Here is a 23,415-nt window from a genome sequence, read left to right as displayed (position 1 = left end):
GTTCTCCCTATTTCATTCCATTGCAGAATTCGGCGATGCGGGCGCAGCCTTCGGCAAGGTTCTCCATGCTGGTGGCATAGGAAAGCCGGAAGAAGGGGCTCAGGCCATAGGCCGCGCCCTGCACTGTCGCAACATGATGTTCGGCGAGAAGCGCCATAACGAAATCGGTATCGTTTTCGATCTTCGTGCCGCCCTTCGTCGTCTTGCCGATCAGCGCGGCAATATTCGGGAAGATGTAAAAGGCGCCTTCGGGCTTGTGGCAGCGGAGCCCCTCGATTTCCGAAAGCTTGCCGAGCACGAAATCGCGGCGCGTCTTGTAGATATCGGCGCGCTCCTTCAGCAGATCCTGCGGGCCGTCGAGAACCGCGACGGCGGCAGCCTGCACGATGGTTGCGACACCGCCGCTGTTCTGGGTATTGACGTTGCTGATGGCCTTGATGAGATCCTTCGGGCCGCCGCAGAAACCGAGGCGCCAGCCGGTCATCGCATAGGCCTTCGATGCGCCGTTGACGGTCAGGACACGATCATAGAGTCGTGGCTCGACTTCGGCGATGGTGCAGAATTCGAAGTCGTCATAGATCAGGTGCTCATACATGTCGTCGGTCATGATCCAGACATGCGGATGCCGCAGCATGACCTCGGCGATTTCCTTCATTTCCGCGCGGGAGCAGGCGGCGCCCGTGGGGTTGTTGGGGAAGTTGAAAAGCAGCCACTTGGTTTTCGGAGTGATGGCGGCTTCGAGATCTTCGGCGCGCAGGCGGAAACCGTTATTCTCCGGGCAAACCACCGGCACCGGCACGGCGCCCGCGAACTTCACGATATCGGCATAGCTGATCCACGACGGCGCGGGAATGACGACTTCATCGCCCGGGTCGCAGGTGGCCATGATGGCGTTGAAGATGATCTGCTTGCCGCCGCCCGCCACCAGAATCTGGCTCGGATCGTAGTCGAGATTATTGTCGCGCTTGAACTTCCGCTGGATCGCGGCCCGCAGCGCCGGCGTTCCGTCGGCTGGCGGATATTTCGTGTCGCCGGCAAGGGCCGCCGCATGCGCCGCCTCGACCGCGTGGGCAGGCGTCGGGAAATCCGGCTCGCCGGACGACAGGCTGATGACCTTGATGCCCTGAGCGGCGAGATCGCGGGCTTTCTGGGTCATGGCGAGCGAAGCTGACACGGTGACGTTGTTAAGGCGTTGGGCGATAGTGGGCATGGATTATTTCCGATTGTAACGGTGAAGGCGGGCATCGTCGCGATGCCAGTGCATGACAAGGAGGTTACGGGAATTTTCCGCCGTTTCCCCAATACGACTTCGATGTGAGGTCATACGGGATTTTGATGCATCGCCGCCAAAATGGGGTGGGCAGTCCATATGCGTATGCGATGACCTCAGAGGAATAAAATATTATGCAGCCCGTCGGCTTAGCCCCTAAGCTTGGCTCAACAACAAGGGAACGACGCGTCGGGTAATGTTACCCAAAGAGGTAACCGGCGCGAAAATGCAGAAATATGCGACAGGCGCCGGCAAAAGACCGGATGCCTCGACAGGGAGCACACCCAGCAAATTCTAGTCATAGGGTCTGGACGATCTCGTTCGGCTCAAAGCGATGCCTCGTGCCGTATTCAACGCGACGGGAGTATAGATGTCGGATATTGCGATCATGGAACCACATGCCCCGCCACGCCGTGGAGTTTCCGGCTGGAAGGCCCTCGAGCGTCGGCTGTTTTCGCCCGGCATTCTCATCCTGCCGCTGCTGATCTTTCTGCTGATCTTTTTCTTCTGGCCTGCGGTTCGGCTGATGAGCTTCAGCGTCATGACCCAGAATTCGCAGGGGCTGATCGGCTCCCCCTTCACGCTTGCCCATTATGCCAGGTTTTTCGAGGTCGATCTTTACCAGAAGGTGCTTTGGGCGACGATCCGCATCAGCCTGATCACCTCAGTTCTTGCGGCGATACTGGCCTATCCGGTCGCGACCGTTCTCGTGCGCGGCAATATCGTCACGACCCGTATCATTACGCTGATCGTGATTGCGCCGCTGGCCGTCAGCGTCGTGGTGCGCGCCTATGGCTGGCAGCTCATTCTCGGCAACGGTCCGACCGGTCTTTTGAACTACGTGCTGATGAATCTGGGCATCATAGACAGTCCGATGACGCTGCTGTTTTCGGATGCCGCCGTCATTATCGGCTCGCTGCACATTTTCTTCCCGATGATGGTGCTGCCGCTGTCCTCGGCTCTCGGAAAGATCGATCCGAATCTGCAACAGGCCGCCAGTACTTTGGGCGCGCCGACATGGAAAGTGTTCCTGCGGATCACCTTCCCGCTCAGCCTTCCCGGTCTGGTCGCGGGTTTCACGCTGGTCTTCTCTCTGGCTTCGGCATCCTACGTCATTCCCGCTTTGATCGGCGGTCCCGGCTCGCAGATGCTCGGCAACATGGTCGAACAGCAGGTTCTCGCGGTCTATGACTGGCCGTTCGGCGCCACCATCGCCACCATCCTCGTCTTCATCGTCATTCTGATCAACGCCGTCTCGATGCGGCTGCTCGGCGGGCGTCGTATCAAGGCAAGCGCGTCATGAACAACAAGCTGACCGGCACTTCCGCCATCGTTCTTTACGCGATCACCGCCGCCATGATGGTCTTCATCCTGGCCCCCATCGTTCTCGTCGTCGCCATCTCGTTTTCCGACAGCTATTTCGTCACCTTCCCGCCGCAGGGTTTCACCTTCCGCTGGTATGCGGCGGTAATGCAGAACGAGGAATTTACCGCCGGCCTCACTTTCAGCGCGGCGCTGGCGGTGGCGACCACCATCCTTTCACTGGCGCTCGGCGTTCCGGCAGCCTTCGCACTCTCCCGTGGAAAGTTCATCGGCCGCTCGTTGATGAAGGGGCTGCTGCTTTCGCCGCTGATCTTTCCCGTGCTGGTGACCGGCCTGGCATTGCTGCAGCTTTTCTCCGGCTATGGCTGGATGGATACCAAGCTGAAACTTCTGATCGCCCACACCGTCGTAACGTCGCCCTATGTGATCCGCACGGTGCTGACCAGCCTTCAGCTCGTCAATGTCAGCCTCGAGGAGGCGGCGCGCACGCTTGGCGCCACGCGCTGGAAAACCTTCACGCGGGTGATCTTTCCGCAGATCGCGCCCGGCGTCGCCTCCGGCTCGATCTTCTGCTTCATGGTTTCTTTCGACAATTATCCCGTTTCGATGTGGCTGGCCGATTCCGCGAACCTGCCCGTGCCCATCGTTCTCTATCGCCAGATTGGCACGGTCTTTGATCCTTCGGTCGCGACCATGTCCACCATCATCATCCTTCTGGCGGTGACCGTCGTGCTCGTCCTCGACAGGCTGGTGGGTCTGCGCCGGGCAATGGCTATGTAAATCAACAACAAGAGGGGTACCGGAAATGACAGACAAGACCATCATCATGAAACGGCGCAGTTTCCTGACAGTCACCGCAGGCGCGCTCGCCACACCCTATTTCTACACCGCGGCTTCCGCACAGGACCGCACCATGTATGTCGGCGTCTACAATTCGGCGCAGGGCGGACTGATCAAGAAGGAAGTGATCCCGGCTTTCGAAAAGGAATATAAGTGCCGGGTCCTGACGACCGAAGGCGCGACGCTCGCCAATATCGCCACGCTGCGCGCCACGCGCGAAAATCCGCAATATAGCGTGATGTCGATGGACGATGTCGGCGTTCCGCAGGCCAAGGAGGAAGGCCTGATCGAACAATTGCCGATGGACGAAATCCCCAACCTCAAGAACGTCTATTCGCGCTATCTTTTCGAAGACAATTTCGGCGTCGGTTTTGCGATCTCTATCGCCGGCCTGTTCTACAATCCGACAACGGGCAAGCCGTTCGAAAGCTACGAACAGATGTTCGACAAGAAATATGCCCGCCGCATGCTTCTCAACACACCGAAGAATACCCAGAGCGTTCTGATGCTGATGGTGGCGGCCGCCCTTGCGACCGGCAAGCCGCTGAAGGAAGCGCAATATGATACCGATGCCGGCTGGGCGAAACTCGCCGAGCTGAAGCCGAACGTGCTCTCGATCTATGACGCGGAAGCACAGACGATGATGGTGGCGCAGGGCCAGGCGGATTTCGGCGGCATCGAATATTCCAAGGCGGTTTATCCGCACACCAAGAAGGGCGTGCCGCTGGACATGACCTTCCCGAAGGAAGGCGCATTCACCGGCATCAATTCCATCGCGCTGGTAAAGGGCGGGCCGCACCGCGATCTCGCGCTTGCCTATATCAACCGCATCCTCGATCCCGGTGTGCAGAAGATGCTTTCGGAAGCGACGCTGAGCGCGCCCTCCGTCAAGGGCATCGAGTTCGGCGCAGATACGGCGAAGTTCCTTGCCTACCCGGAAGCGAAGATGGAATCGCTCAACCTCTTCACGCCGGACTGGAAATACATCATTCCGCGCCGCGCCCAGTGGCTCGAAAAATACAACCAGACCTTTAACGGCTGAGGAACGCTGATGAAATCCGTAGAAGTCCGCCTGGAAAGACTGACCAAACATTACAGCGGTCAGGTCGTTGCCGTCGATGATGTTTCGCTTACCGTCAAGGCAGGGGAAATCCTGGCGCTTCTCGGCCCGAGCGGCTGCGGGAAAACGACCTGCCTGCGCATGATTGCGGGGCTTGTCGATCCTACATCGGGTGAAATCGTGGTCGGCGGCAAGCCGACCACGCGCACCCCGGTTCACCGCCGCAATGTTGGCATGCTCTTCCAGAACTACGCCCTGTTCCCCCATATGACCGTTGCCGAAAACGTTGCCTTCGGTCTCGAGATGCGGGGTATCTCCAAGGCCGACCGGGAAGGGCGCGTTAAACAGGCGCTCGATCTTGTTCAGCTGCACGCCTTCGGCGACCGGCTGCCGGTGCAGCTTTCCGGCGGCCAGCAGCAACGTGTGGCGCTGGCGCGTGCGCTGGTGATCGAGCCTTCGATGCTGCTCCTGGACGAACCGCTCGGCGCGCTCGACAAGGGCCTGAGAGAAAGCATGCAGGTCGAGATCCGCAGCCTGCAGCAGCGGCTTGGCCTCACCACCATCATGGTGACCCACGATCAGGACGAAGCCCTGACCATGGCGGACCAGATTGCCGTGATGCGGGATGGCAATCTCGAGCAGATCGCACCGGCGGGCGAAATCTACCAGAAGCCGTTGACACGCTTCGTCGCCGGTTTCATCGGCGCCTCGAACTTCTTCGAGGCGAGCGTGGCGGAGCGCAATGGTCGTTCCGCAAGGCTGGTCACCGGTTCGGGCGTGCGGCTCGATGTCGAGGATATGGGGGCGGTTCAGGGCGACAAGGTCGTCGTCACCGTTCGCCCCGAAGCGATCTCGGTCTCACCGCTTGCGGTGGACGCAGTTGAAAACGCCAGCAATTCCACCACGGCGCGGGTGGAGCAGGTCGTTTATCGCGGTTTCATGCTGCATTATTACCTGCGTCTGGACAATGGCGAGCCGATGATCGCCTACCGGCAGACCCAGACGGAAGGTTTCACCAATGCCGTCAGCGCCGCTGGCGACCGGGTGAGACTGAGCTGGACCAGCGACAGCAATCACGTGATCCAGCTGAATTGATGCTTCTGCAGCCGGATCGCTCAGGCAGCCCGGCTGGCGACGGATCGAAATCCGGGCCGTATTCCATAGCCGGCAAAAATTACGGCACCGCGCTCCTGACCTGGAATGCGGTGCCGTAATTTTTTGTGCTTCAGGATATGAAGGCGGCTCCCGCTTCAGGCAACCACTTCGCGAGCCGGCACGACGCTGCCGCCGCAGGCTTCCACTTCGCTTCGCACCGTGCGCGCAAGCTCCAGCGAGCCAGGTGTATCGCTATGAACGAGGATCGATCTGGCGCGAACGGGGATGGTCTCGCCCTCGATGGTCGTGACCGTGCCTTTTTCCAGAAACTGGCGCACGCGTGCGCGTACTTTTTCTTCTTCCTTGATGACGGAATTAGGCAGCTTGCGCGGCACGAGTTGGCCCTTCACATCATAGGCCCGGTCGGCGAGAAAGAGGTTGAGCACTTTCAGCCCGCAATCCAGAGCCGCCTTTTCGATCAGCATGTCCGGCATCGAAAAGACGATGAGATCGGGATCGACCGCTTTGATCTTTTTCATGATCCGCTCCGCAAGCGCCGCATCGCGGTTGATCATGTTGCCCATGGCGGCATGGAAGCTGATATGGGAGAGCGCGACCTCCTGCGCCCTGGCAATCGCTGAAAGCGCGCCGAGCTGGTAGAGAACCTGCTGTTCCATTTCTTCCGCATCGACGGGAATTTCGCGGCGGCCGAAGCCGAGACGGTCGGCAAGGCCCGGATGGGCGCCGACACCGACGCCGTTCTGTTTGGCCAGACGCACCATGCGCGCCATCATTTCCGGATCGCCGGCATGGAAGCCGCAGGCGATATTCGCCGAAGAGACGACTTCCATAAGCTTCTCGTCGTCGCAGACCTTATAGACGCCGAAACCTTCGCCCATATCGGAATTAACATCGATCTTCATGGTTCCCTCTCCGTGTTTTTCAGGATTATCGTTTTGCGAGCGTGCCGAGTGCGGCGTTGACCAGCGGCAGGGTTTTGCGGATATCGGCGAAATAGGCGTCGATTGCCTGCTCGACTTCCAGCGCCTCGCGCACCGTCGCCTGCACGAAGCGGATGCGACTGCCGATGCGCGCCTGTCCGAGCCGCCAAAGATCGCTGTCGATGATACCTGCCATCTTGGGATAGCCGCCGGCCGTGTTGGCATCGCTCATCTGGATGATCGGCTCACCGCCCGGCGGCACCTGAACCACACCCGGAATGACGCCATAGGAGCGTAACTCGACGGGAGCCGAAAGCATAAGTGGCGTGCCGGCAAGTCGGTAGCCGGTGCGGTCGCTCTGCGAGGTGATTTTCCAGGCTTCGGACCAGAAACGTTCCGCACCTTCGCCGAAAAGATCGTGTTCGGCGGCGGGAATGGCTCTCAGCAGCAATTCGCCCTTGTCGGATACCGGAAACATGTCCGGCATCGCCTCCGCAAGCGGCATGACACCGAGGCCGCTTGCCGGCAGCACCAGTGGTTCGGATGGCAGAACGGACAGCCTGTCGCCGGTGGTGAGATGGCGTCCCTCATGGCCGCCGAAGGAGCCGCGAAGCGAGGTGCTTCGTGATCCCATGACCACGGGGACGTCTATGCCGCCCTGAAGGCAGAGATAGGCGCGCGCATTTTTCATGGGCGTCGAAAGCTCAAGGGTTTGCCCCTTCTCGGCTCTAACGCACCAGTAGGGCGGCAGATCGGCACCATTGAGCCGGGCGGCGCAATCCGCACCGGTTACGGCGAAGGTCAGCGTCTCTTCGAATTCGATGCGGAACGGAAAGGTCTGGATTTCAATGGCAGCAGCATCCTCGCCGTTGCCGACAAGAATATTGCCGACCCTGAGCGCGATGGGGTCCATCGCGCCCGTGGCGGTGATGCCGATATTGCGGTAACCCGCGCGGCCGAGATCCTGCACGGTGTTCAGCGGTCCGCAGGCAAGAATATGGATCATAGCTCGATCCTTTCGGGAAGGAAGCGAACGCGGTCACCGGGCGCCAGCACCGCCGGCTGCTCGGCGGTGGCGTCGAACATGGTGATTTCGGTGAAACCCAGCGAATTCCAGCCATTCGGTCCGGTCAGAACCGAGATGCCGGACTGCATACCGCCGATCGTCACCATGCCCTTCAACATGCGAAGCGACGGAACTTTCTTGCGCGGCATGAAAATGCGCGGATCGAGACCGCCGAGATAACCGAAGCCCGGCGCGCTGCCGACGGCGAAAACCGTATAGGTCCGCTCGAAATGCAGGCGCACGACTTCCTTGTCCGGCAGGCCGGAATAATCGCAGATCGCCGCAAGGTCGATGGCGTGTTCACCGCCATAGGTCGTCGGCACTTCGATGGTCTTGCCCAGAAGATCGAGCTCCGCCGTCCTTTGCCAGATGTCGAGAAGCTCATCCTGCAAACGTCCGGCATCTTCAGGCGTGCCGCGCAGCACGATCAGCAGGTTGGTCATGCCGGGTATGAGTTCCAGCACGTCGGGGCGGTCCTTCAATGCGCGCGTCAGCGCCCAGATGCGCCGCTGGGCGGGCAGGTCCAGCTCGCCGGGCGCTTCGATCAGAAACGTTTTGTTGCCGATCATCGAGATTTTCGGCAGGCCCAGATGGGCGGGGGTGAGGTGGGGCGTTTTCAGCGGGAGGTTGCTCATCGACGTCACCATCATGTTTCGGTCTTGAAAAGGGTGGAGCCATGGCCGACAAGCGCGCCGGCTCCCGTCACGATTTCGCTGACGGTGCCGGCTTTTTCGGCTATGACCGGAACAAGCACGGGTCCGGCCGCGATGAATGCGACGATCTCGCCCTTCGCTACGGATTGTCCTGTCTGAACCGCCCGGTCGGGGCGCTGCGGATGCGCGGGCGTGAAGATGCCGGCCATCGGTGCACGGGCAAGAATGTCCCCCGCCTTTACCGGCGCTTTGGCCGCTTCAATGGGCCACTGTGCCGCAGAGGCGTGGCCGCCTGCCATGGCAACGATCTTCAATGACCCATCCGGCGTCTCGATTTCAATGGCGGAGACGTTGTTGTGCTCGAGGTGAGCGGCAAGATCGGCAATCGTGCCGGGCTCGCTGTAGCGGGATATGGAAACAGGCTGTCGCTTCACTTTGCACTCCGCGCTGCAAGCCAATGCTCGAGGTAATGAATATCCGTGCCGCCTTCGGAAAAGGCCGGGTCCTGCAATATTTCCCGGTGCAGCGACAGGTTGGTGGAAACGCCTTCGATGCGCATTTCGCCAAGCGCGCGCCGCATGCGCAGGATTGCCTGCTCGCGGGTCGGCGCATGGACGATGAGCTTGGCAATCAGCGAATCGTAATGAGCCGAAACCCGATAACCCGCCGTCACATGGGTATCGACCCGAATGCCGGGACCGCCCGGCAGGTGCAGAGCCGTGATCAGGCCGGGGCAGGGGATGAAGTTGTAAGGGTCTTCGGCATTGATGCGGCATTCGATCGAATGGCCCTCGCAGACGATATTTTCCTGCGAAATCTCGAGCGGATGGCCGAGAGCGACGAGAAGCTGCTGGCGCACCAGATCCACGCCCGAGGTCATTTCCGTGACCGGATGTTCGACCTGCAGGCGGGTATTCATCTCGATGAAATAGAATTCGCCATTCTCGTAAAGAAACTCGAAGGTGCCGACGCCGCGATAACCGATCTGGCGGCAGGCTTCGACGCAGCGATTGCCGACGAAAGCCGCAACATCGGGCGGGATGCCGATGGCCGGGCCTTCTTCGACGACCTTCTGGTGGCGGCGCTGCATGGAACAATCGCGCAGCCCCACCCAGACCCCGCCGCCCTGACCATCGCAGAGAACCTGAATTTCGACATGGCGCGGATGTTCGAGGAATTTTTCGATATAGAGTTCCGGCGTTCCAAAGGCCCGGCTTGCCTCCTCCCGCGTGACGAGAACTGCATCCTGAAGGGCGGATGCCTCGCGCACGACACGCATGCCGCGCCCGCCGCCGCCGCCGGCCGCCTTGACGATGACGGGATAACCGATTTCGGCGGCGATTTTCGAGACTTCGGCCATGTCATCCGGCAGGGCGGAATCGGGTCCGGGAACGCAGGGCACGCCGGCCTCCATCATCGCCCGCTTCGCCGCGATCTTGTCTCCCATGGTGCGGATGGCGTCGGCGCGCGGGCCGATGAAGACCGCCCCTGCCGCCTCCACGGCTTCCGAAAAAGACGCTCTTTCGGACAGAAAACCATAGCCGGGGTGAACTGCGCCAGCGCCGGTCAGCTCCATCGCGAGCAGTATGGCCGGCGCATTGAGGTAGCTCTGGCCGGGAGAGGCCGGGCCGATGCAGATGGCGGTATCGGCCGCCTTCAGATAGTCGGCATCCTTATCAGCTTCCGAATAGATCATGACGGTCTTCAGACCGAGTTCACGGCAGGCGCGCTGCACCCGCAAGGCAATCTCGCCGCGATTGGCGATCAGGACACTGTCGAATGCTCTTGGCTCAGCCACCTTTGGGAGTGTTGCATCCATCATTCGAACTCCAGCACCGGCTGTCCAAGTTCGACATCTTCGCCGTCATTGGCGATAAATCTGGCGATCCTGCCGCTTCGTTCGGCCCTCACGGTGTTGAACACTTTCATCGCCTCGATGATGAAGAGTTCCTGCCCTTCCTTAACCTCGTCTCCGGCTTCGGCGAAAGGCGCCGCACCCGGGCTCGGGGCGCGATGGAAAAGACCGAATGAGGGTGCTGCGACGATGCCGGATGACGCCGGTGCGGCTGCGGCGGATGCCGGCGCCTGCTCTTCGGCGCGGGGTGTCTCGGATGCCGTTTCGGCTACCGGAACGGGAAGGGGCTGCGATGATGGTGCCTGCAGTGAAACGGCATTGTTTTCGCGGATGATCCGGACCGTGGTTCCCTCTTGGCTCACGGTCAATTCGGATACTCGCGAAGAGCCGACGAACTCGATCAGTTTCTTGATCTTTTCCAGATCCATATTGGTTTCCAACGTCTTTTTTGTCCCCACGGCGGCAGGCGGGCGGAGCGGAATCCGCACCCTGTCCATCATCAATAGCTACCATGGGGGCGGGATTGATGGGGTCAGACGAAGTTCCTATGGACATTGCTTTCCGGTTTGATATCCCGCCGCCGCGTGGTGAAACGGTTCAAAGACGTCCGAAGGAACGAACCATGGATTCCCGCAAAGGCATTCTCCTCAAAATCTCCGCGGCGCTCGCTCTGGTGCTGATGGGCGCCTGCATCAGCAGCCTCAGGGGCGAGATACCCATCGGGCAGGTGGTCTTCTTCAGATCGGCGGTGGCCATGCTGCCGCTCTGTCTGTGGATGGCGGTGCAGGGCGGTTTTCGAAAGCAGGTGGCAACCAGCCATATTGGCGGCCATCTGGTGCGGAGTTTTTCCGGCACCGGCGGCATGGTCTTCAGCTATCTGGCGCTCGCTTATATTCCGCTGGCCGACGCGACGGCCATCAGCTACGCGACACCGCTCTTCACTGTCATTCTGGCGGTGTTGCTTTTGAAGGAAGTCGTCAGGATTTACCGCTGGACGGCGGTGGTCGTCGGGCTCTGCGGCATCGTGCTGATCCTGTCGCCGCATTTTTCCTTCGATGTTTCGGATGTCGCTTCCGGTTCCGGCGTCGCCATGCTCGGCGGCATGTTCGGTCTGGCGGCGGCTTTTTTCTCCGCCATATCGATGATCCAGATTCGGCATCTGACACAGACGGAAAATACCGGCGCAATCATCTTCTATTTCACCCTGCTCACAACCGTCATTGGTTTCGCGAGCATCGGCATGGGCTGGAAAATGCCGACCGCGTGGCAATGGACCCTGCTGATCGGCACCGGTCTCATTGGCGGAACCGCGCAGATACTGGTGACGCTCAGCCTGCGTTATGCCGAGGCCTCGCTGCTGGCGCCGTTCGATTACACAACAATGATCTGGGCGCTGTTGATCGGTTATGCCTTCATGGATCAGGTTCCGGCTCTGACGACCATTCTGGGGGCTTCTATCGTCGTTGCCGCCGGTTTGTTCACGCTGTGGCGGGAAAGGCGGCTGCACAAAAAGCGTGTTACGGAACAGCTGACGCTGTCGGCTCCCTGACGGCCTGTTTCGCCAGCCGGTTTTCGCGCCACATGGCGAAAAGCCCGGCGGCGATGACCGTCAAGGCGCCAATGATGGTCGCACCCGTCGGCACTTCGGCCATGAAGAGATAACCGAGGGCGATTGCCCATATCATTGTCGTATAGTCGAACGGCGCCAGCAGCGAGGCCTGGGCGTGGCGCAGGCTGAGCGTCATGGCGATCTGGCCGATGCCGCCGGCAAGGCCGCCGCCAGCGAGCAGCAGGAACTGGTGAAAATCCGGCATCTTCCATCCAAATCCGAGCGTGGCGAGACCGGCCACCACACCCGTCAGCGTATAGATGAGAACGATGCGCGACGGCTTTTCGATGCTGTTCAGATGGCGGACGGCGATGGAGGAAAAGGCCGCGCAAAGTGCACCGGTCAGCGCCAGTGCGGTTCCGATCATCGCGACGCTGTCGATTTGGGCGGGGCCTGAGGCGGCATCGAAGATCAGTTTCGGCGAGAGCGTGATGAAGACGCCGATGAAACCGGTCAGCACGGCGGACCAGCGATATATTCGCACTTTTTCGCCAAGCAGCAGCGCCGCCAGCATGATGGTGAAAAGCGGTGTCGTGTAGCTCAGCACCGTCACATTCACCAGCGGCAGATAGGCGAGCGCCAGAAAGCCGAAGAACATGCCGCCAAGCCCGGCCGAGCTGCCCGCGAGCAGGCTGCCGATGTTCTTTGTGGCCGGCACGGTTATCCGCTCCGAGGAGGCGATGAACCAGAGACAGAGGGGAATGAGGGCAAAAAATCCCCGGCAGAAGACGACTTCGCCGACGGGGATCGCCCCGTTCAGGCCCTTCACGCAGGCGGACATGACTGTGAATGCCAGCATGGCCGTCAGCTTGAGCAAAATTCCGGTCTTAGGATTCATCCCGCTCCCCATCGCAGCCCAAACCGTGTCATGGGGAAGAAGCGGAGAAAAGCCTTAGCCGGCTGTCATAAGAATCTTGTCTTACCCCATCACTTCCTTGAAGTCCGGCAGGACTAGTGGACGGCGCTTTTCCCCTAGGCCTCCGCGGTGATTTGGTGTCATGATCGCATCTCGAACCGGCGGGAGGTTTAAGCGGGCATGTTGGATTTGCGCAGGCTGCGATATCTGGTCGCCATTGCCGATTGCGGCTCCATGTCGGCGGCGGCGCGGCAATTGGGGATCGCCCAGCCGGCGCTCAGCCATCACATTACGGAACTGGAACGGCTGGTGGGTTTTCCCGTGCTGCACCGGCTGGCGCGCGGGGTGAAGGCGACGGAAAAGGGTGAAGTCCTGCTTTCCCATGCGCGGGAGATTACCGAGAAGGTGCGGCAGGCGGAGGCGGAAATCCGGGCCATGGCCTATCTGGATGAGCGGGTGATCCGGCTGAGCCTCATTCCTTCCTGGGCGACCGCCTTTGCGCCGAGCATTATCAGCGAGGTTGCCGCTTCGATGCCCAAGGTTTCGTTGCGGTTGATAGAGGCGCGCAATGACGAATCCCTGCGGCTCATCCGTCTCGGCAAGGTGGATATGGCCGTTGCGCTGGTCGGTGCGGAGGACAAGGCCGACGATCTTATCGTCAAGGAGAGTCTGTTTGCCGTTTCTTCAAGGCCTATCGGCCGGTCGATGCCGCTTGAGGCTGCGGCAGGGCTCAACCTGATCCTGCCGCCGAAGGACAATCCGCTGCGCATATCGATCGACGAGGCTGCTGCGCGTGCCGGGATAACACTGAATGTCACTATGGAGATCGACGGGCAGGATACGATCAAACGCGCCGTCAGCGCCGGTATCGGTGCGACGATCCTGTCATGGAATTCCGTGCAGCAGGAGCAGGAGGCCGGTCAGCTTCAGGCCGCCCATATTACCGAGCCCGTCATTTTTCGCTCCATCCATCTGCTGAAGGGCAGGGAGGTGGATGAGGGAACGTTCAGGCTGTTCCGCGACCTTTTGCGGGCTGTTGCAAGACGTGAGCCGGCATTTAACCCATAAACGATCTGTATGGGTAAATTGAAAACTCGGTATTTGTATTGTTGATGGCTTCTTCCTAGCCTCCCCGGTGAAAGCGTATCGGGGAGGAAAAGATATGCGTTTGAAGACATCTCTGTTTGGCATGCTGGCGGCGGCGGGAATGCTGGCTGCGGGAGGGGCGGCGGCGGAATATCCGGAGCGGCCGGTGACGCTCGTCATCGGTTATCCGGCCGGCGGCGGCACCGATATCCAGTCGCGGGCGCTGGTGCCCTATCTCGAAAAATATCTCGGCACGTCGGTCGTGGTGGAAAACCGCGAAGGTGCCGGCGGGCTGATCGGCGCGACCTATATCGCCAATGCGAAGCCTGACGGTTACACCATCGGGGCGCTGAATTTCCCGTCCATGTATTCGCCGATCGTGCAGGGCAATGCCAGCTACAAGGAAGATGCCTTCACGCCGCTCGCAAACCAGATCGGCGGCGATCTGGCGCTGACAGTCAACAAGGTATCGCCGATCAAGACCGCCAGGGAATTCGTGGAGGCGGCCAAGGGGAACCCGGTCGTCGTCGGCGTGACGGGTATCGGCCATCCAAGCCAGATCACCGCTTTGCTGTTTGAAGAGGCGGCGGGCGTGAAGCTCAATTTCGTGCCCTTCAATGGTGGCGGGCCGGCACGGCTTGCCATGCTCGGCAACCACGTGACGCTCGGTTTCATGAACCTCAACGAGGTCTTTGCCGACAATCGTTCCGGCGCGCTGCGTGTGCTTGCGACCTCCGGTGCCGAGCGTTCGCCGCTTTCGCCTGATGTGCCGACCTTCAAGGAAGCCGGCTACAATGTTCAGTTCAGCCTGCTGGCGGGCTTCGGCGCGCCGAAGGGCTTGCCGGCGGATGTGGAGGCGAGGCTGGTCGATGCCTTCCAGAAGGCGCTGAAGGACCCCGACTATCTTGCCGAGGCCAAAAAGCGCGAGCTGACGATGCTGCCGCTGACACAGGCCGAATTTGCCGAGGCGCTCAAGAAGGGCAACGCCAATCTGGCCGAGCTTTGGAAAAGCAAGCCCTGGACAAAATAAGCGGCCGGTACCGACCGCTTTTCTCACCCTTAACCAAAATGACGCCTGGGCCGGCCTGCGGCCCGGCTATGACCCACTGTTGAAAGGAATCCGGCCAATGGCCCATGTCATCCGCAATTTCCAGCGCCCTTCCAGAGCCGATATCGAGGCGATCAGCAAATTCAGCCCTGCCACCATTCACGAGGCGCAGGGCAAGCTCGGCGCTCTCGATTATCGCATCAAGCCGATCAAGCCCGGCCTGAAAATCTGCGGCCCGGCAATCACCGCGAAATGCCATATCGGCGATAATCTGATGATCTTCGAGGCCATCAATCTGGCAAAGCCCGGCGATGTGCTGGTCATCGATGGCGGTGACAATCCCAATCAGGGCGGCTTCGGCGATGTGCTGGCTGCCGCCTGCATCGGCAAGGGCATTGTCGGTTTCGTGGTCAGTGCCGCCGTGCGTGATGGCAAGGGGTTGCGCGAGATTGGTTTCCCGGTGTTCTCGCTCGGCCTTTGCATGAAGGGCACCTCCAAGGACACACTCGGCACCATCAACCATCCGGTCGTGGTGGGCGGTGAACTGATCAGCCCCGGCGATATCGTCTGCGGCGATGATGACGGCGTTGTCGTCGTTCGCGAGAAGGATATCCCGAAGCTCGTCAAGGCCTGCCAGGAGCGCGACGATCACGAGAACCACATGATGGAACTGCACCGTCAGGGCAAGATGGATATCGAGGATCGCTATGAAATGATGCGCTCGAAAGGATGTGTCTGGGCCGATTGAGCCAGTGATCAAACGTTGGATACGCCGTGTCGGGAGGCGCGGCGTATTTCCGATGAGGAGGGGAGATAATCATGGCCGAAAACGGCTCGAAACTAACGGCGAATATTCTGTCCGGGGCTTTCTTTCTGGTGGCCGCCGCCGGGCTTTATTATGGTGCGCGGCCGCTGAGCATGGGCACCAATTTCCAGCCCGGGCCCGGCTATATGCCGACGGTCATCGCAGCCTTGATGTTTACACTGGGTATCGCGCTGCTCTTGCAGGATCTGCTGGGAAAGACACCGTCCGAAGCCTGGGTGGCGCCGAAAATGCGTCCGTTTCTGGCGGTCGCCGGCATTGCCGGTTTTGCGCTGCTGATCGAGCCATTGGGCTTTATCGCCGCTGCCTTCGTGCTCATCGTGCTCGCCTGCATCGCTTATGGCAGGATTCGGCCGGTTGAGGTTCTGCTGCTTTCCGCCGTGCTCATCTTCGCCTGCATCCTCATTTTCGTTGTCGGCCTCGGACAGAGGATACCGCTGCTGCCATGACCGATCTTCTTTCCAATATCGTTCTCGGTTTTGGCGTGGCCGTCACACCCGTCAATCTTTTCTATTGCCTGCTTGGCGTCACGCTCGGCACGATGATCGGTATCCTGCCGGGCATCGGCCCTTCCGCCACCGTCGCGCTGCTTCTGCCCATCACTTATACGATGCCGGATACGGCGGCGCTGATCATGCTCGCAGGCATTTTTTATGGCGCGCAGTATGGCGGCTCGACCACGGCGATCCTCGTCAATCTGCCGGGTGAATCCTCATCCGTCGTCACCTGCATCGATGGATATGCCATGGCCCGGCAGGGCAGGGCGGGTGTGGCGCTGGCCACGGCGGCGCTCGGGTCGTTTTTTGCCGGCACGGTGGCGACCGTTCTGATCGTCGTTGTCGCAAAGCCGCTTTCGGCCATTGTGCTCGCTTTCGGCCCGGCCGATTATTTCAGTCTGGTGATCTTCGGGCTGCTATTTGCCGTGTTCCTGTCCAGCGGATCGCCGGTCAAGGCGGTCGGCATGGTCGCCTTCGGTATCGCGCTCAGCCTCGTCGGCATCGATCCGACATCGGGTGAGCAGCGCTTCACATTTGGCATGGCGGAACTGTTCGACGGTATCGATTTCGTCGTTCTCGCCATCGGGCTTCTCGGCGTCAGCGAAATCCTCTTCAATCTGCAGCAGGGCGTGGAGCGCGATGCGGGAGCGGTAAAGACCGGATCGCTGATGCCGACCCGGCAGGATTTCAAACAGGCCTTTCCGGCCGTGCTGCGCGGCACGGCGCTCGGCTCTTTCCTCGGCGTGCTGCCCGGCGGCGGTGCGATTATGAGTTCTTTCGCGAGCTACGCGCTGGAGCGCAAGATCGCCAAGGATCCATCCCGTTTCGGCAAGGGCGCAATCGAAGGGCTGGTGGGGCCGGAAAGCGCCAACAATGCCGGCGCGCAGACCTCCTTCATCCCGCTTCTGACGCTCGGTATTCCCGCCAACGGCCTGATGGCGCTGATGGTCGGGGCGATGATGATACAGGGCGTTACACCGGGACCGGAAGTCATGCAGTCGCGGCCCGATCTCTTCTGGGGGCTGATCGCCAGCATGTGGGTGGGCAATCTTTTGCTCCTGGTGCTGAACCTGCCGCTGATCGGCATCTGGGTCCGTCTTCTTGGCATTCCCTATCGCTTCTTGTGCCCCGCCATTCTGATGTTCTGCGCCATCGGGGCCTATGGCCTGTCCTACAGCGTCGTCGACGTTCTGTTCTGCGCGGTCTTCGGCATTGTCGGCTTCTTCCTGCGCAAGATCGGCTGCGAGCCGGCACCGCTGGTGCTGGGCTTCGTTCTCGGTCCGCTTCTGGAGCAGAACATGCGTCTCGGGCTGCTGATTTCGCAGGGCAAATTTTCGACATTCGTCACCCATCCGATCAGCGCCACCCTGCTCGCCTTGTCCGGCATGGTCGTTATCATGATGGCGATGCCGGCGATCATGCGCCGTCGCGAGGTGGTGTTTCAGGGTGACGACGACTGACGATCAATCGAGCCGGCGCGATCGGCCAAACAAAGGTGAAACAATGCATATTCTGATAATCGGCGCGGCCGGAATGATCGGCCGCAAATTGACGCAACGTCTCGCTTCTGACGGAGCGCTTGGCGGTGTGAAGATCACCGAAATGACGCTGACGGATGTTTTCGAGCCGGCCGCGCCGAAAGGCTTCGGCGGCGCAGTGACCGTCGAGCGCAGCGATCTTTCGAATGCCGGCGTCGCCGAAAAGCTGATCGCCAAGCGACCGGATGTGATCTTCAACCTCGCCGCTGTGGTTTCGGGCGAGGCGGAGGCCGATTTTGAGAAAGGTTATCGCATCAATCTCGATGGCGGGCGTTCGCTGTTCGAGGCTATTCGTCTGGAGCATCAGAAGGATGGATACCGGCCGCGTGTGGTCTTTTGCTCGTCGCTCGCGGTTTTCGGATCGCCATTCCCCAAGGTGATCGGCGACGAGTTCCTGCCGGCGCCGTTGACCAGCTACGGCACGCAGAAGGCGATCGTGGAGCTGTTGCTTGCGGATTATAGCCGTCGCGGTTTCTTCGATGGCGTCAGCATCCGCCTGCCCACCATCTGCATCCGCCCCGGCAAGCCGAATGCGGCCGCCTCCGGCTTCTTCTCCAATATCCTGCGCGAACCGCTGGTGGGCCAGGAGGCGGTGCTACCCGTCGCCGATACCGTACGCCACTGGTTCGCCAGCCCGCGCTCGGCCGTCGCCTTCCTGTTGCGCGCCGCGAGTGTTGATCTCTCCGGGCTTGGCGTTCGCCGCAATCTCATCATGCCGGGACTTTCTGCCACGGTGGCCGATGAAATCGAGGCCCTGCGCGCCTTTGCCGGGGAAAAGGCTGTGGCGCTTATCAAGCGCGTTCCCGACGAGCGGATCATCCGGATCGTCGATGGCTGGGCCGAGGATTACGATCCGCAACTGGCTCTGTCGCTCGGCTTCCGGGCGGAAACGTCCTTTGCCGAAATCATTCAGGCGCATGTGGAAGATGAACTGGAGGGGAAAGCAGCATGAGTGATGGAAAGATCGCGCTCGTTACGGGCGGAGGAACAGGAGTCGGCAAGGCGATTGCCAAAGCGCTTCTTGAAGATGGTTACAGCGTTGCTATCACCGGGCGGCGGCGTGAGGTTCTGGACGCCGCCATCGGCGAATGGCGCGAACATCGAGACCGTGTTCTGGCCGTCGCGGCCGATATTTCCGTTCCGGCCGATGTCGAACGGCTGTTTGCGGAGGCCACCGGACGTTTCGGCCGTCTCGACCTTCTGGTCAACAATGCCGGCGTGTCGGCGCCGGCTGTCCATATCGAAGATGTGCCGTTCGAAACCTGGAACGCGGTGGTCGGGGCCAATCTCACGGGCGCCTTCCTCTGCACCCAGGCGGCATTTCGCCAGATGAAGGCGCAATCGCCGCAGGGCGGGCGCATCATCAATAACGGCTCGATTTCGGCCACCACGCCGCGGCCGCGTTCAGCGCCCTATACCGCGACCAAACACGCGATCACCGGCCTTACCAAGTCGGCCGCGCTGGATGGCCGAGCGTTCAACATTGCCTGCGGGCAGATCGATATCGGCAATGCCAGCACGGAAATGACGCGCGCCATGGCAACCGGTGTGCTGCAGGCGGATGGCAGCACCGCCATCGAACCCACCATCGATGCCAGCATCGTTGCCAAAGCCGTGGTGCATATGGCCTCGCTGCCGCTGGAAGCGAATGTGCTGACCATGACGGTGATGGCGAGCGGCATGCCTTTCGTCGGTCGCGGCTAAGGAGCGCGCATGAAGCCCGATCTTCTGCAAACCTACCCGCTTCAGCCACAGATAGAAGCCGAACTGCAAAAGCGCTTCCGGGTCCATCGCTGGCACGAAATATCCGACAAACAGGCGTTTCTGCAGGCGGAGGCGGCTTCGATAAAGGCTGTCGTCACCGGTGGCCATATCGGCCTCGCCTCCGATCTCGCCGCCTGCCTGCCCGCTCTCGAAATCGTCGCCATCAACGGCGTCGGTTTCGACAAGGTCGATCTCGATCAGGCCCGCGCGCGTGGCTTCAGGGTGACGAACACACCGGACGTGCTGACCGAGGATGTCGCCGATCTCGCCATCGGCCTTTCCATCATGCTGCTGCGCCAGCTTGTCAGCGCGGATCACCATGTCCGCTCGGGGGAGTGGAAAAAAGCCGAGATGCCGCTTGGCAACAAGGCCTCGCGGCGGCGTTACGGGATTTACGGGCTTGGCCGTATAGGCCGCGCCATCGCGGCGCGGCTGGAAGCCTTCGATGCGGAGATTTCCTATTTCAGCCGGCGGAAACAGGACGTGGCCTATGGCTATCATTCAACGGCAGTGTCGCTCGCAAGCGCCTGCGATGTCCTGATCGTCGCGGCGGCGGCGACGCCGGAGACCACACACGTGATCAACCGCGAGGTGCTGGCGGCGCTGGGGCCGGACGGCGTGCTCGTCAACGTCGCCAGAGGATCGCTGGTGGATGAAAAGGCGCTGGTTGATATTCTTCTGGTAGGCGGGCTGAAGGGTGCGGCGCTCGATGTTTTCGAGAACGAGCCGCATGTTCCCGAGGCCTTGATCGGCATGCGCAATGTCGTTCTCGCTCCGCATATCGGCGCTGCGACCCATGAGACGCGGCTTCAGATGGGCGCTCTGGTTCTCGCCAATCTGGATGCGCATTTCGCAGGACAGGACCTGCCGACGGCGGTGGTCTAGAATGTACCTGTGGCCGGCACGGGGAACATATGCCCTGCCGGCCGGATTGCCGCATCGCTTAAAGTGGTGCAATCGCCATCCATACAAGTTGCTTATTACTCCAAAAAAAATCGGTCTTAGGCAAGCGATGAAAGCTTCACTAATGTTTGCTCAACGATAGGGGACAAACATGCCATTCTCAGACTACAAGACCGCACTCGTAACCGGCGCATCTTCCGGAATTGGCGCTGCCGTCGTCGAGCGCCTTTGCCGCGAAGGGCTGGAAGTGCATGCGGTTGCCAGAAGCGCGGACGCTCTCAACAAGCTGGCGAAGCGCACGGGCTGCTTCGCACATGCCATCGATGTGACGAACCGGCCGGCGCTTGCAAAGCTGACGAGCGAAGTTGCGTTCGATGTCCTCGTTAACAATGCCGGCGTTGACCGCCCGAAGAAGTTTCTGGAAGCGGATGAGAGCGATATCGATCTCCTGATCGACGTCAACCTGCGCGCCGTGCTGCATCTGTGCCGCATGGTGGTGCCGGGCATGGTGGCGCGCGATCGCGGCCACGTCATCAACATCTCCTCCATTGCCGGCAATTATAATTTCGGCGGCAATTCCACCTATCATGCCAGCAAGGCCGGCGTGGCGATGCTGTCCAACCAGCTGCGCATCGATGCTTTCGGCAAACGCGTGCGGGTGACGGAAATCTGCCCCGGCCGCGTCGCGACCGATATTTTCAACCATGTGCATGGCGATGATCCGAGCATTCGCGAACGTTTCATCGATGGTTTCGAATTGCCGCAGGCATCCGATATCGCCGATGCGATTGCCTTTGCCATCGCCGCACCCGTGGCCATGAATATCGGCCACATGGAAATCACCCCGACGCTTCAGGTCATGGGCGGGCTGCAGACGGCCAAGCCCCAAACGGTTGAAAATCGGCCGGCTGAAAAGGTCGCGGCGGGCGGAGCCGGAGGAAAAGTCGCGTGAGCGGTTTTGACCTCGGCGCAATTTTGAACAATGCGGACTACGTCTCGATGCTTTTGCATGGCATCCAGATGACGTTCATCATCTATGCCGGCTCGTGGCTGCTCGCCATGTCGCTCGCCATCGTGCTTCTCGCCATCCGCCTCTCGCCCTTCCGCTTCGGCGATCCGCTGGTGGCGGCCTATGTGTCCTATCACCGCAACGTGCCGACGCTGGTGCAGCTGATGCTCTGGTATTTCGGCGTCTTCACGCTGCTGCCGAGCGGGCTGGCCAGCTGGCTTTCCAGCCATAATGCGGAAGCGATCTTCGCCATTATCGGCCTCGGTCTTTGTCAGGCGGCCTATTTCAGCGAGGATCTGCGTTCGGGCGTTCGCTCCATCAATCCCGGCCAGATGGAGGCCGCACGTGCACTCGGGCATAGCTATGTCTCGGCCATGCGGTTCGTCATCATGCCGCAGGGCGTTCGCAACGCGCTGCCGCCGCTCATCAACCACAGCACCTCGCTGTTCAAGAACAGCAGTCTCGGCGTTCTGATCGGCGCACCGGAACTGACCCATGCGGTCAAGGAAGTCGAAAATCTGAGTTTCCGGACGTTTGAGGTCTATCTGGTCGCCACCGTGCTTTATCTGTTCTTCTCGCTGCTGATCATGGGTCTTGGAGCCTATATCTCCATGCGTGCCGATCCTCTGCGGAGGGCGCGGGCATGATCCACGACATGATCGCAATCATCCAGGATTACTGGCTGCTGCTCCTGATCGGCCAATATCCCAACGGTCCGCTCGGCGGCCTTGCCAACACGCTCATCCTGTCGGCGCTCAGTATTGCGCTCGCCTTTCCCGTCAGCATTCTGATGGCGCTGGCGCGGCTGTCGAAATGGCGAGCCCTGCGCTGGCCGGTGACCGCGGTGGTCTATTTCACCCGTGGCGTGCCGCTGCTGATGCTCATTCTCTGGAGCTATTTTCTCGTTCCGCTCTGGACCGGCGCCGATGTGCCGAGCTTCGTCACCATGCTCACCACGCTCGTCATCTATCAGGGCGCTTTCATGAGCGAAGTCGTCCGTGCCGGCATCGTATCGCTGGGCACGGGGCAGATGGATGCGGCACGGGCGCTCGGCCACGGTTATTTCGGCGCGATGCGCTATGTCATCCTGCCGCAGGCGCTCTACAACATGATCCCGAGCCTGATCTCGACTTTCGTATCCACCATCAAGGATACGACGCTCGGTTACGTCATCAATGTGCCGGACCTGACCTTTGCGGCAAACCAGGTGAACAACCAGCTCCTGACCCAGCCCTTCCAGGTCTTCCTCATTCTGGCGCTGGTTTATTACATCATCTGCTGGTCGCTCACCCATGTCGCCAATCTTCTCGAGCGGCGTATCGCCCGCCGCCGGGCCGGCCCGCGCGGCAAGCTTGCCGCAGACACGGCACCGGCCCCCGCCAATATCGCTACGGAGCAGCTATGACCGCGCCAGTTTCCGCCACTCAGGACGCCTATACCATCACGCTTTCGCAGGTCTGCAAAAGCTATGGCGATTATCAGGTGCTCAAGGATGTCAACGAAAACGTCACCCGTGGCGAAGTCGTGGTCATCTGTGGGCCGTCGGGTTCCGGCAAGTCCACCCTCATCCGCACGATCAACCGGCTGGAAGAGATCAGCAGTGGTTCGATCATGCTGGATGGCAAGAACATCCATGCCCAGATGCGCGCCAGGGAACTGAACGCGCTGCGCAGCCGGGTGGGTTTCGTCTTCCAGAGCTTCAACCTTTTCCCGCATCTTTCGGTGGTGGAGAATGTCTCGATGTCGCCGATCCGCGTGAAGGGTGTTTCCCCGGCGGTTGCGCATGACAAGGCGCTGAAACTTCTGGATCGCGTCGGCCTTGCCGACAAGGCCAATTCTTATCCGGCCCAGCTTTCCGGCGGCCAGCAGCAGCGCGTGGCGATTGCGCGAGCGCTTGCCATGGAGCCGCCCGTCATGCTGTTCGACGAGCCGACCTCCGCCCTTGACCCCGAAATGGTCGGTGAGGTGCTCGCCGTCATGAAAAGTCTCGCCGCTGAAGGCATGACCATGCTCTGCGTCACCCATGAAATGGGTTTTGCCCGCGAAGTGGCCGACCGCATCTGGTTCATCGATGCCGGGCGCATACTCGAAACGGCAAAACCGGACGAGTTTTTCAAAAATCCGCAACATCCGCGTGCCCAGCGGTTTCTTGCCGATCTTAGACACTAGGACCCAACCT

Annotated in this window: 25 protein-coding genes; 17 read left to right on the top strand and 8 right to left on the bottom strand. The window is 60.6% G+C overall.

Annotated features, from left to right (window positions below):
- Positions 1-7: 7 nt before the first annotated feature.
- The gene (locus FGF54_RS19810) at positions 8-1,210 is read right to left on the bottom strand and encodes a pyridoxal phosphate-dependent aminotransferase (protein ID WP_035225097.1); all 1,203 of its coding nucleotides are present in this window, start codon (positions 1,208-1,210) and stop codon (positions 8-10) included.
- A 430-nt stretch (positions 1,211-1,640) separates the two neighbouring features.
- On the opposite strand from FGF54_RS19810, the gene FGF54_RS19805 reads away from it, so the two are divergent.
- From FGF54_RS19805 to FGF54_RS19790, 4 genes are read left to right on the top strand one after another with little or no spacing between them, the layout of a single operon-like run.
- Positions 1,641-2,573 (top strand): ABC transporter permease, encoded by a 933-nt coding sequence (locus tag FGF54_RS19805; protein ID WP_142780863.1) that lies wholly within the window; start codon positions 1,641-1,643, stop codon positions 2,571-2,573.
- Positions 2,570-3,373, top strand: coding sequence for an ABC transporter permease (locus tag FGF54_RS19800; protein ID WP_003519698.1), 804 nt, complete (start codon positions 2,570-2,572; stop codon positions 3,371-3,373). Before FGF54_RS19805 ends, FGF54_RS19800 begins: the two co-directional genes overlap by 4 nt.
- A 25-nt stretch (positions 3,374-3,398) precedes the next feature.
- Complete coding sequence (locus FGF54_RS19795) at positions 3,399-4,475, top strand: ABC transporter substrate-binding protein (RefSeq protein ID WP_035225087.1); 1,077 nt, start codon at positions 3,399-3,401, stop codon at positions 4,473-4,475.
- A 9-nt stretch (positions 4,476-4,484) separates the two neighbouring features.
- Positions 4,485-5,588 (top strand): ABC transporter ATP-binding protein, encoded by a 1,104-nt coding sequence (locus FGF54_RS19790; protein ID WP_142780862.1) that lies wholly within the window; start codon positions 4,485-4,487, stop codon positions 5,586-5,588.
- 155 nt (positions 5,589-5,743) lie between these two features.
- On the opposite strand, the gene FGF54_RS19785 is transcribed toward FGF54_RS19790, so the two are convergent.
- The 6 genes from FGF54_RS19785 to accB are packed head-to-tail and all read right to left on the bottom strand — an operon-like array spanning position 5,744 to position 10,531.
- Positions 5,744-6,511 carry a 5-oxoprolinase subunit PxpA gene (locus tag FGF54_RS19785; protein ID WP_142780861.1) on the bottom strand — a complete coding sequence of 256 codons (768 nt, stop codon included), beginning with the start codon at positions 6,509-6,511 and terminating at the stop codon, positions 5,744-5,746.
- Positions 6,512-6,536: 25 nt separating this feature from the next.
- Complete coding sequence (locus FGF54_RS19780; RefSeq protein WP_142780860.1) at positions 6,537-7,535, bottom strand: biotin-dependent carboxyltransferase family protein; 999 nt, start codon at positions 7,533-7,535, stop codon at positions 6,537-6,539.
- Complete coding sequence (gene pxpB, locus FGF54_RS19775) at positions 7,532-8,245, bottom strand: 5-oxoprolinase subunit PxpB (RefSeq protein ID WP_142780859.1); 714 nt, start codon at positions 8,243-8,245, stop codon at positions 7,532-7,534. The genes FGF54_RS19780 and pxpB overlap by 4 nt, the downstream gene beginning before the upstream one ends.
- A complete protein-coding gene (locus FGF54_RS19770; protein ID WP_142780858.1) occupies positions 8,242-8,682 on the bottom strand; it encodes a biotin/lipoyl-containing protein in 441 nt (146 codons plus the stop codon). Before FGF54_RS19770 ends, pxpB begins: the two co-directional genes overlap by 4 nt.
- On the bottom strand, positions 8,679-10,070 hold the full coding sequence (accC, locus tag FGF54_RS19765) for an acetyl-CoA carboxylase biotin carboxylase subunit (RefSeq protein WP_142780857.1): 1,392 nt from the start codon (positions 10,068-10,070) through the stop codon (positions 8,679-8,681). Before accC ends, FGF54_RS19770 begins: the two co-directional genes overlap by 4 nt.
- Positions 10,067-10,531 carry an acetyl-CoA carboxylase biotin carboxyl carrier protein gene (accB, locus tag FGF54_RS19760; protein ID WP_142780856.1) on the bottom strand — a complete coding sequence of 155 codons (465 nt, stop codon included), beginning with the start codon at positions 10,529-10,531 and terminating at the stop codon, positions 10,067-10,069. The genes accC and accB overlap by 4 nt, the downstream gene beginning before the upstream one ends.
- A gap of 194 nt (positions 10,532-10,725) precedes the next feature.
- Between accB and FGF54_RS19755 the strand changes: the two genes are divergently transcribed.
- On the top strand, positions 10,726-11,652 hold the full coding sequence (locus tag FGF54_RS19755) for a DMT family transporter (protein WP_142780855.1): 927 nt from the start codon (positions 10,726-10,728) through the stop codon (positions 11,650-11,652).
- Here the strand turns inward: FGF54_RS19755 and FGF54_RS19750 are convergent.
- Entirely contained in the window at positions 11,621-12,550 is a 930-nt protein-coding gene (locus FGF54_RS19750) for a DMT family transporter (RefSeq protein WP_142780854.1), read from the bottom strand. The genes FGF54_RS19755 and FGF54_RS19750 overlap by 32 nt on opposite strands.
- 198 nt (positions 12,551-12,748) lie before the next feature.
- Here FGF54_RS19750 and FGF54_RS19745 point away from each other — a divergent pair, with 198 nt between their 5' ends.
- The 12 genes from FGF54_RS19745 (at position 12,749) to FGF54_RS19690 (ending at position 23,405) form a co-directional block, all read left to right on the top strand.
- The gene (locus FGF54_RS19745; RefSeq protein WP_142780853.1) at positions 12,749-13,636 is read left to right on the top strand and encodes a LysR family transcriptional regulator; all 888 of its coding nucleotides are present in this window, start codon (positions 12,749-12,751) and stop codon (positions 13,634-13,636) included.
- 94 nt (positions 13,637-13,730) lie between these two features.
- Positions 13,731-14,684 carry a tripartite tricarboxylate transporter substrate binding protein gene (locus FGF54_RS19740; protein WP_142780852.1) on the top strand — a complete coding sequence of 318 codons (954 nt, stop codon included), beginning with the start codon at positions 13,731-13,733 and terminating at the stop codon, positions 14,682-14,684.
- A gap of 97 nt (positions 14,685-14,781) precedes the next feature.
- Positions 14,782-15,450 (top strand): 4-carboxy-4-hydroxy-2-oxoadipate aldolase/oxaloacetate decarboxylase, encoded by a 669-nt coding sequence (locus tag FGF54_RS19735; RefSeq protein WP_080854161.1) that lies wholly within the window; start codon positions 14,782-14,784, stop codon positions 15,448-15,450.
- Positions 15,451-15,521: 71 nt separating this feature from the next.
- Complete coding sequence (locus tag FGF54_RS19730; protein ID WP_142780851.1) at positions 15,522-15,974, top strand: tripartite tricarboxylate transporter TctB family protein; 453 nt, start codon at positions 15,522-15,524, stop codon at positions 15,972-15,974.
- A complete protein-coding gene (locus FGF54_RS19725; RefSeq protein WP_142780850.1) occupies positions 15,971-17,482 on the top strand; it encodes a tripartite tricarboxylate transporter permease in 1,512 nt (503 codons plus the stop codon). Before FGF54_RS19730 ends, FGF54_RS19725 begins: the two co-directional genes overlap by 4 nt.
- Before the next feature lie 43 nt (positions 17,483-17,525).
- On the top strand, positions 17,526-18,512 hold the full coding sequence (denD, locus tag FGF54_RS19720) for a D-erythronate dehydrogenase (RefSeq protein WP_142780849.1): 987 nt from the start codon (positions 17,526-17,528) through the stop codon (positions 18,510-18,512).
- Positions 18,509-19,264, top strand: a complete 756-nt coding sequence (locus tag FGF54_RS19715; protein WP_142780848.1) for an SDR family oxidoreductase — start codon at positions 18,509-18,511, stop codon at positions 19,262-19,264. The genes denD and FGF54_RS19715 overlap by 4 nt, the downstream gene beginning before the upstream one ends.
- 9 nt (positions 19,265-19,273) lie before the next feature.
- On the top strand, positions 19,274-20,209 hold the full coding sequence (locus FGF54_RS19710; protein ID WP_142780847.1) for a 2-hydroxyacid dehydrogenase: 936 nt from the start codon (positions 19,274-19,276) through the stop codon (positions 20,207-20,209).
- A gap of 169 nt (positions 20,210-20,378) precedes the next feature.
- Positions 20,379-21,179 (top strand): SDR family oxidoreductase, encoded by an 801-nt coding sequence (locus FGF54_RS19705; protein ID WP_065656616.1) that lies wholly within the window; start codon positions 20,379-20,381, stop codon positions 21,177-21,179.
- The gene (locus FGF54_RS19700) at positions 21,176-21,883 is read left to right on the top strand and encodes an amino acid ABC transporter permease (RefSeq protein ID WP_003519671.1); all 708 of its coding nucleotides are present in this window, start codon (positions 21,176-21,178) and stop codon (positions 21,881-21,883) included. The genes FGF54_RS19705 and FGF54_RS19700 overlap by 4 nt, the downstream gene beginning before the upstream one ends.
- Entirely contained in the window at positions 21,880-22,641 is a 762-nt protein-coding gene (locus FGF54_RS19695; protein ID WP_035225052.1) for an amino acid ABC transporter permease, read from the top strand. The genes FGF54_RS19700 and FGF54_RS19695 overlap by 4 nt, the downstream gene beginning before the upstream one ends.
- Positions 22,638-23,405: an amino acid ABC transporter ATP-binding protein gene (locus FGF54_RS19690; protein WP_142780846.1), complete on the top strand. Its 768-nt coding sequence runs from the start codon at positions 22,638-22,640 to the stop codon at positions 23,403-23,405. Before FGF54_RS19695 ends, FGF54_RS19690 begins: the two co-directional genes overlap by 4 nt.
- Positions 23,406-23,415 lie beyond the last annotated feature (10 nt).

The organism is Agrobacterium sp. T29 (assembly GCF_006970545.1).
GTDB lineage: Bacteria > Pseudomonadota > Alphaproteobacteria > Rhizobiales > Rhizobiaceae > Agrobacterium > Agrobacterium leguminum.
The sequence above is the reverse complement of the archived record's forward strand: the minus strand, read 5'-3'. Positions and strand labels throughout refer to the sequence as shown.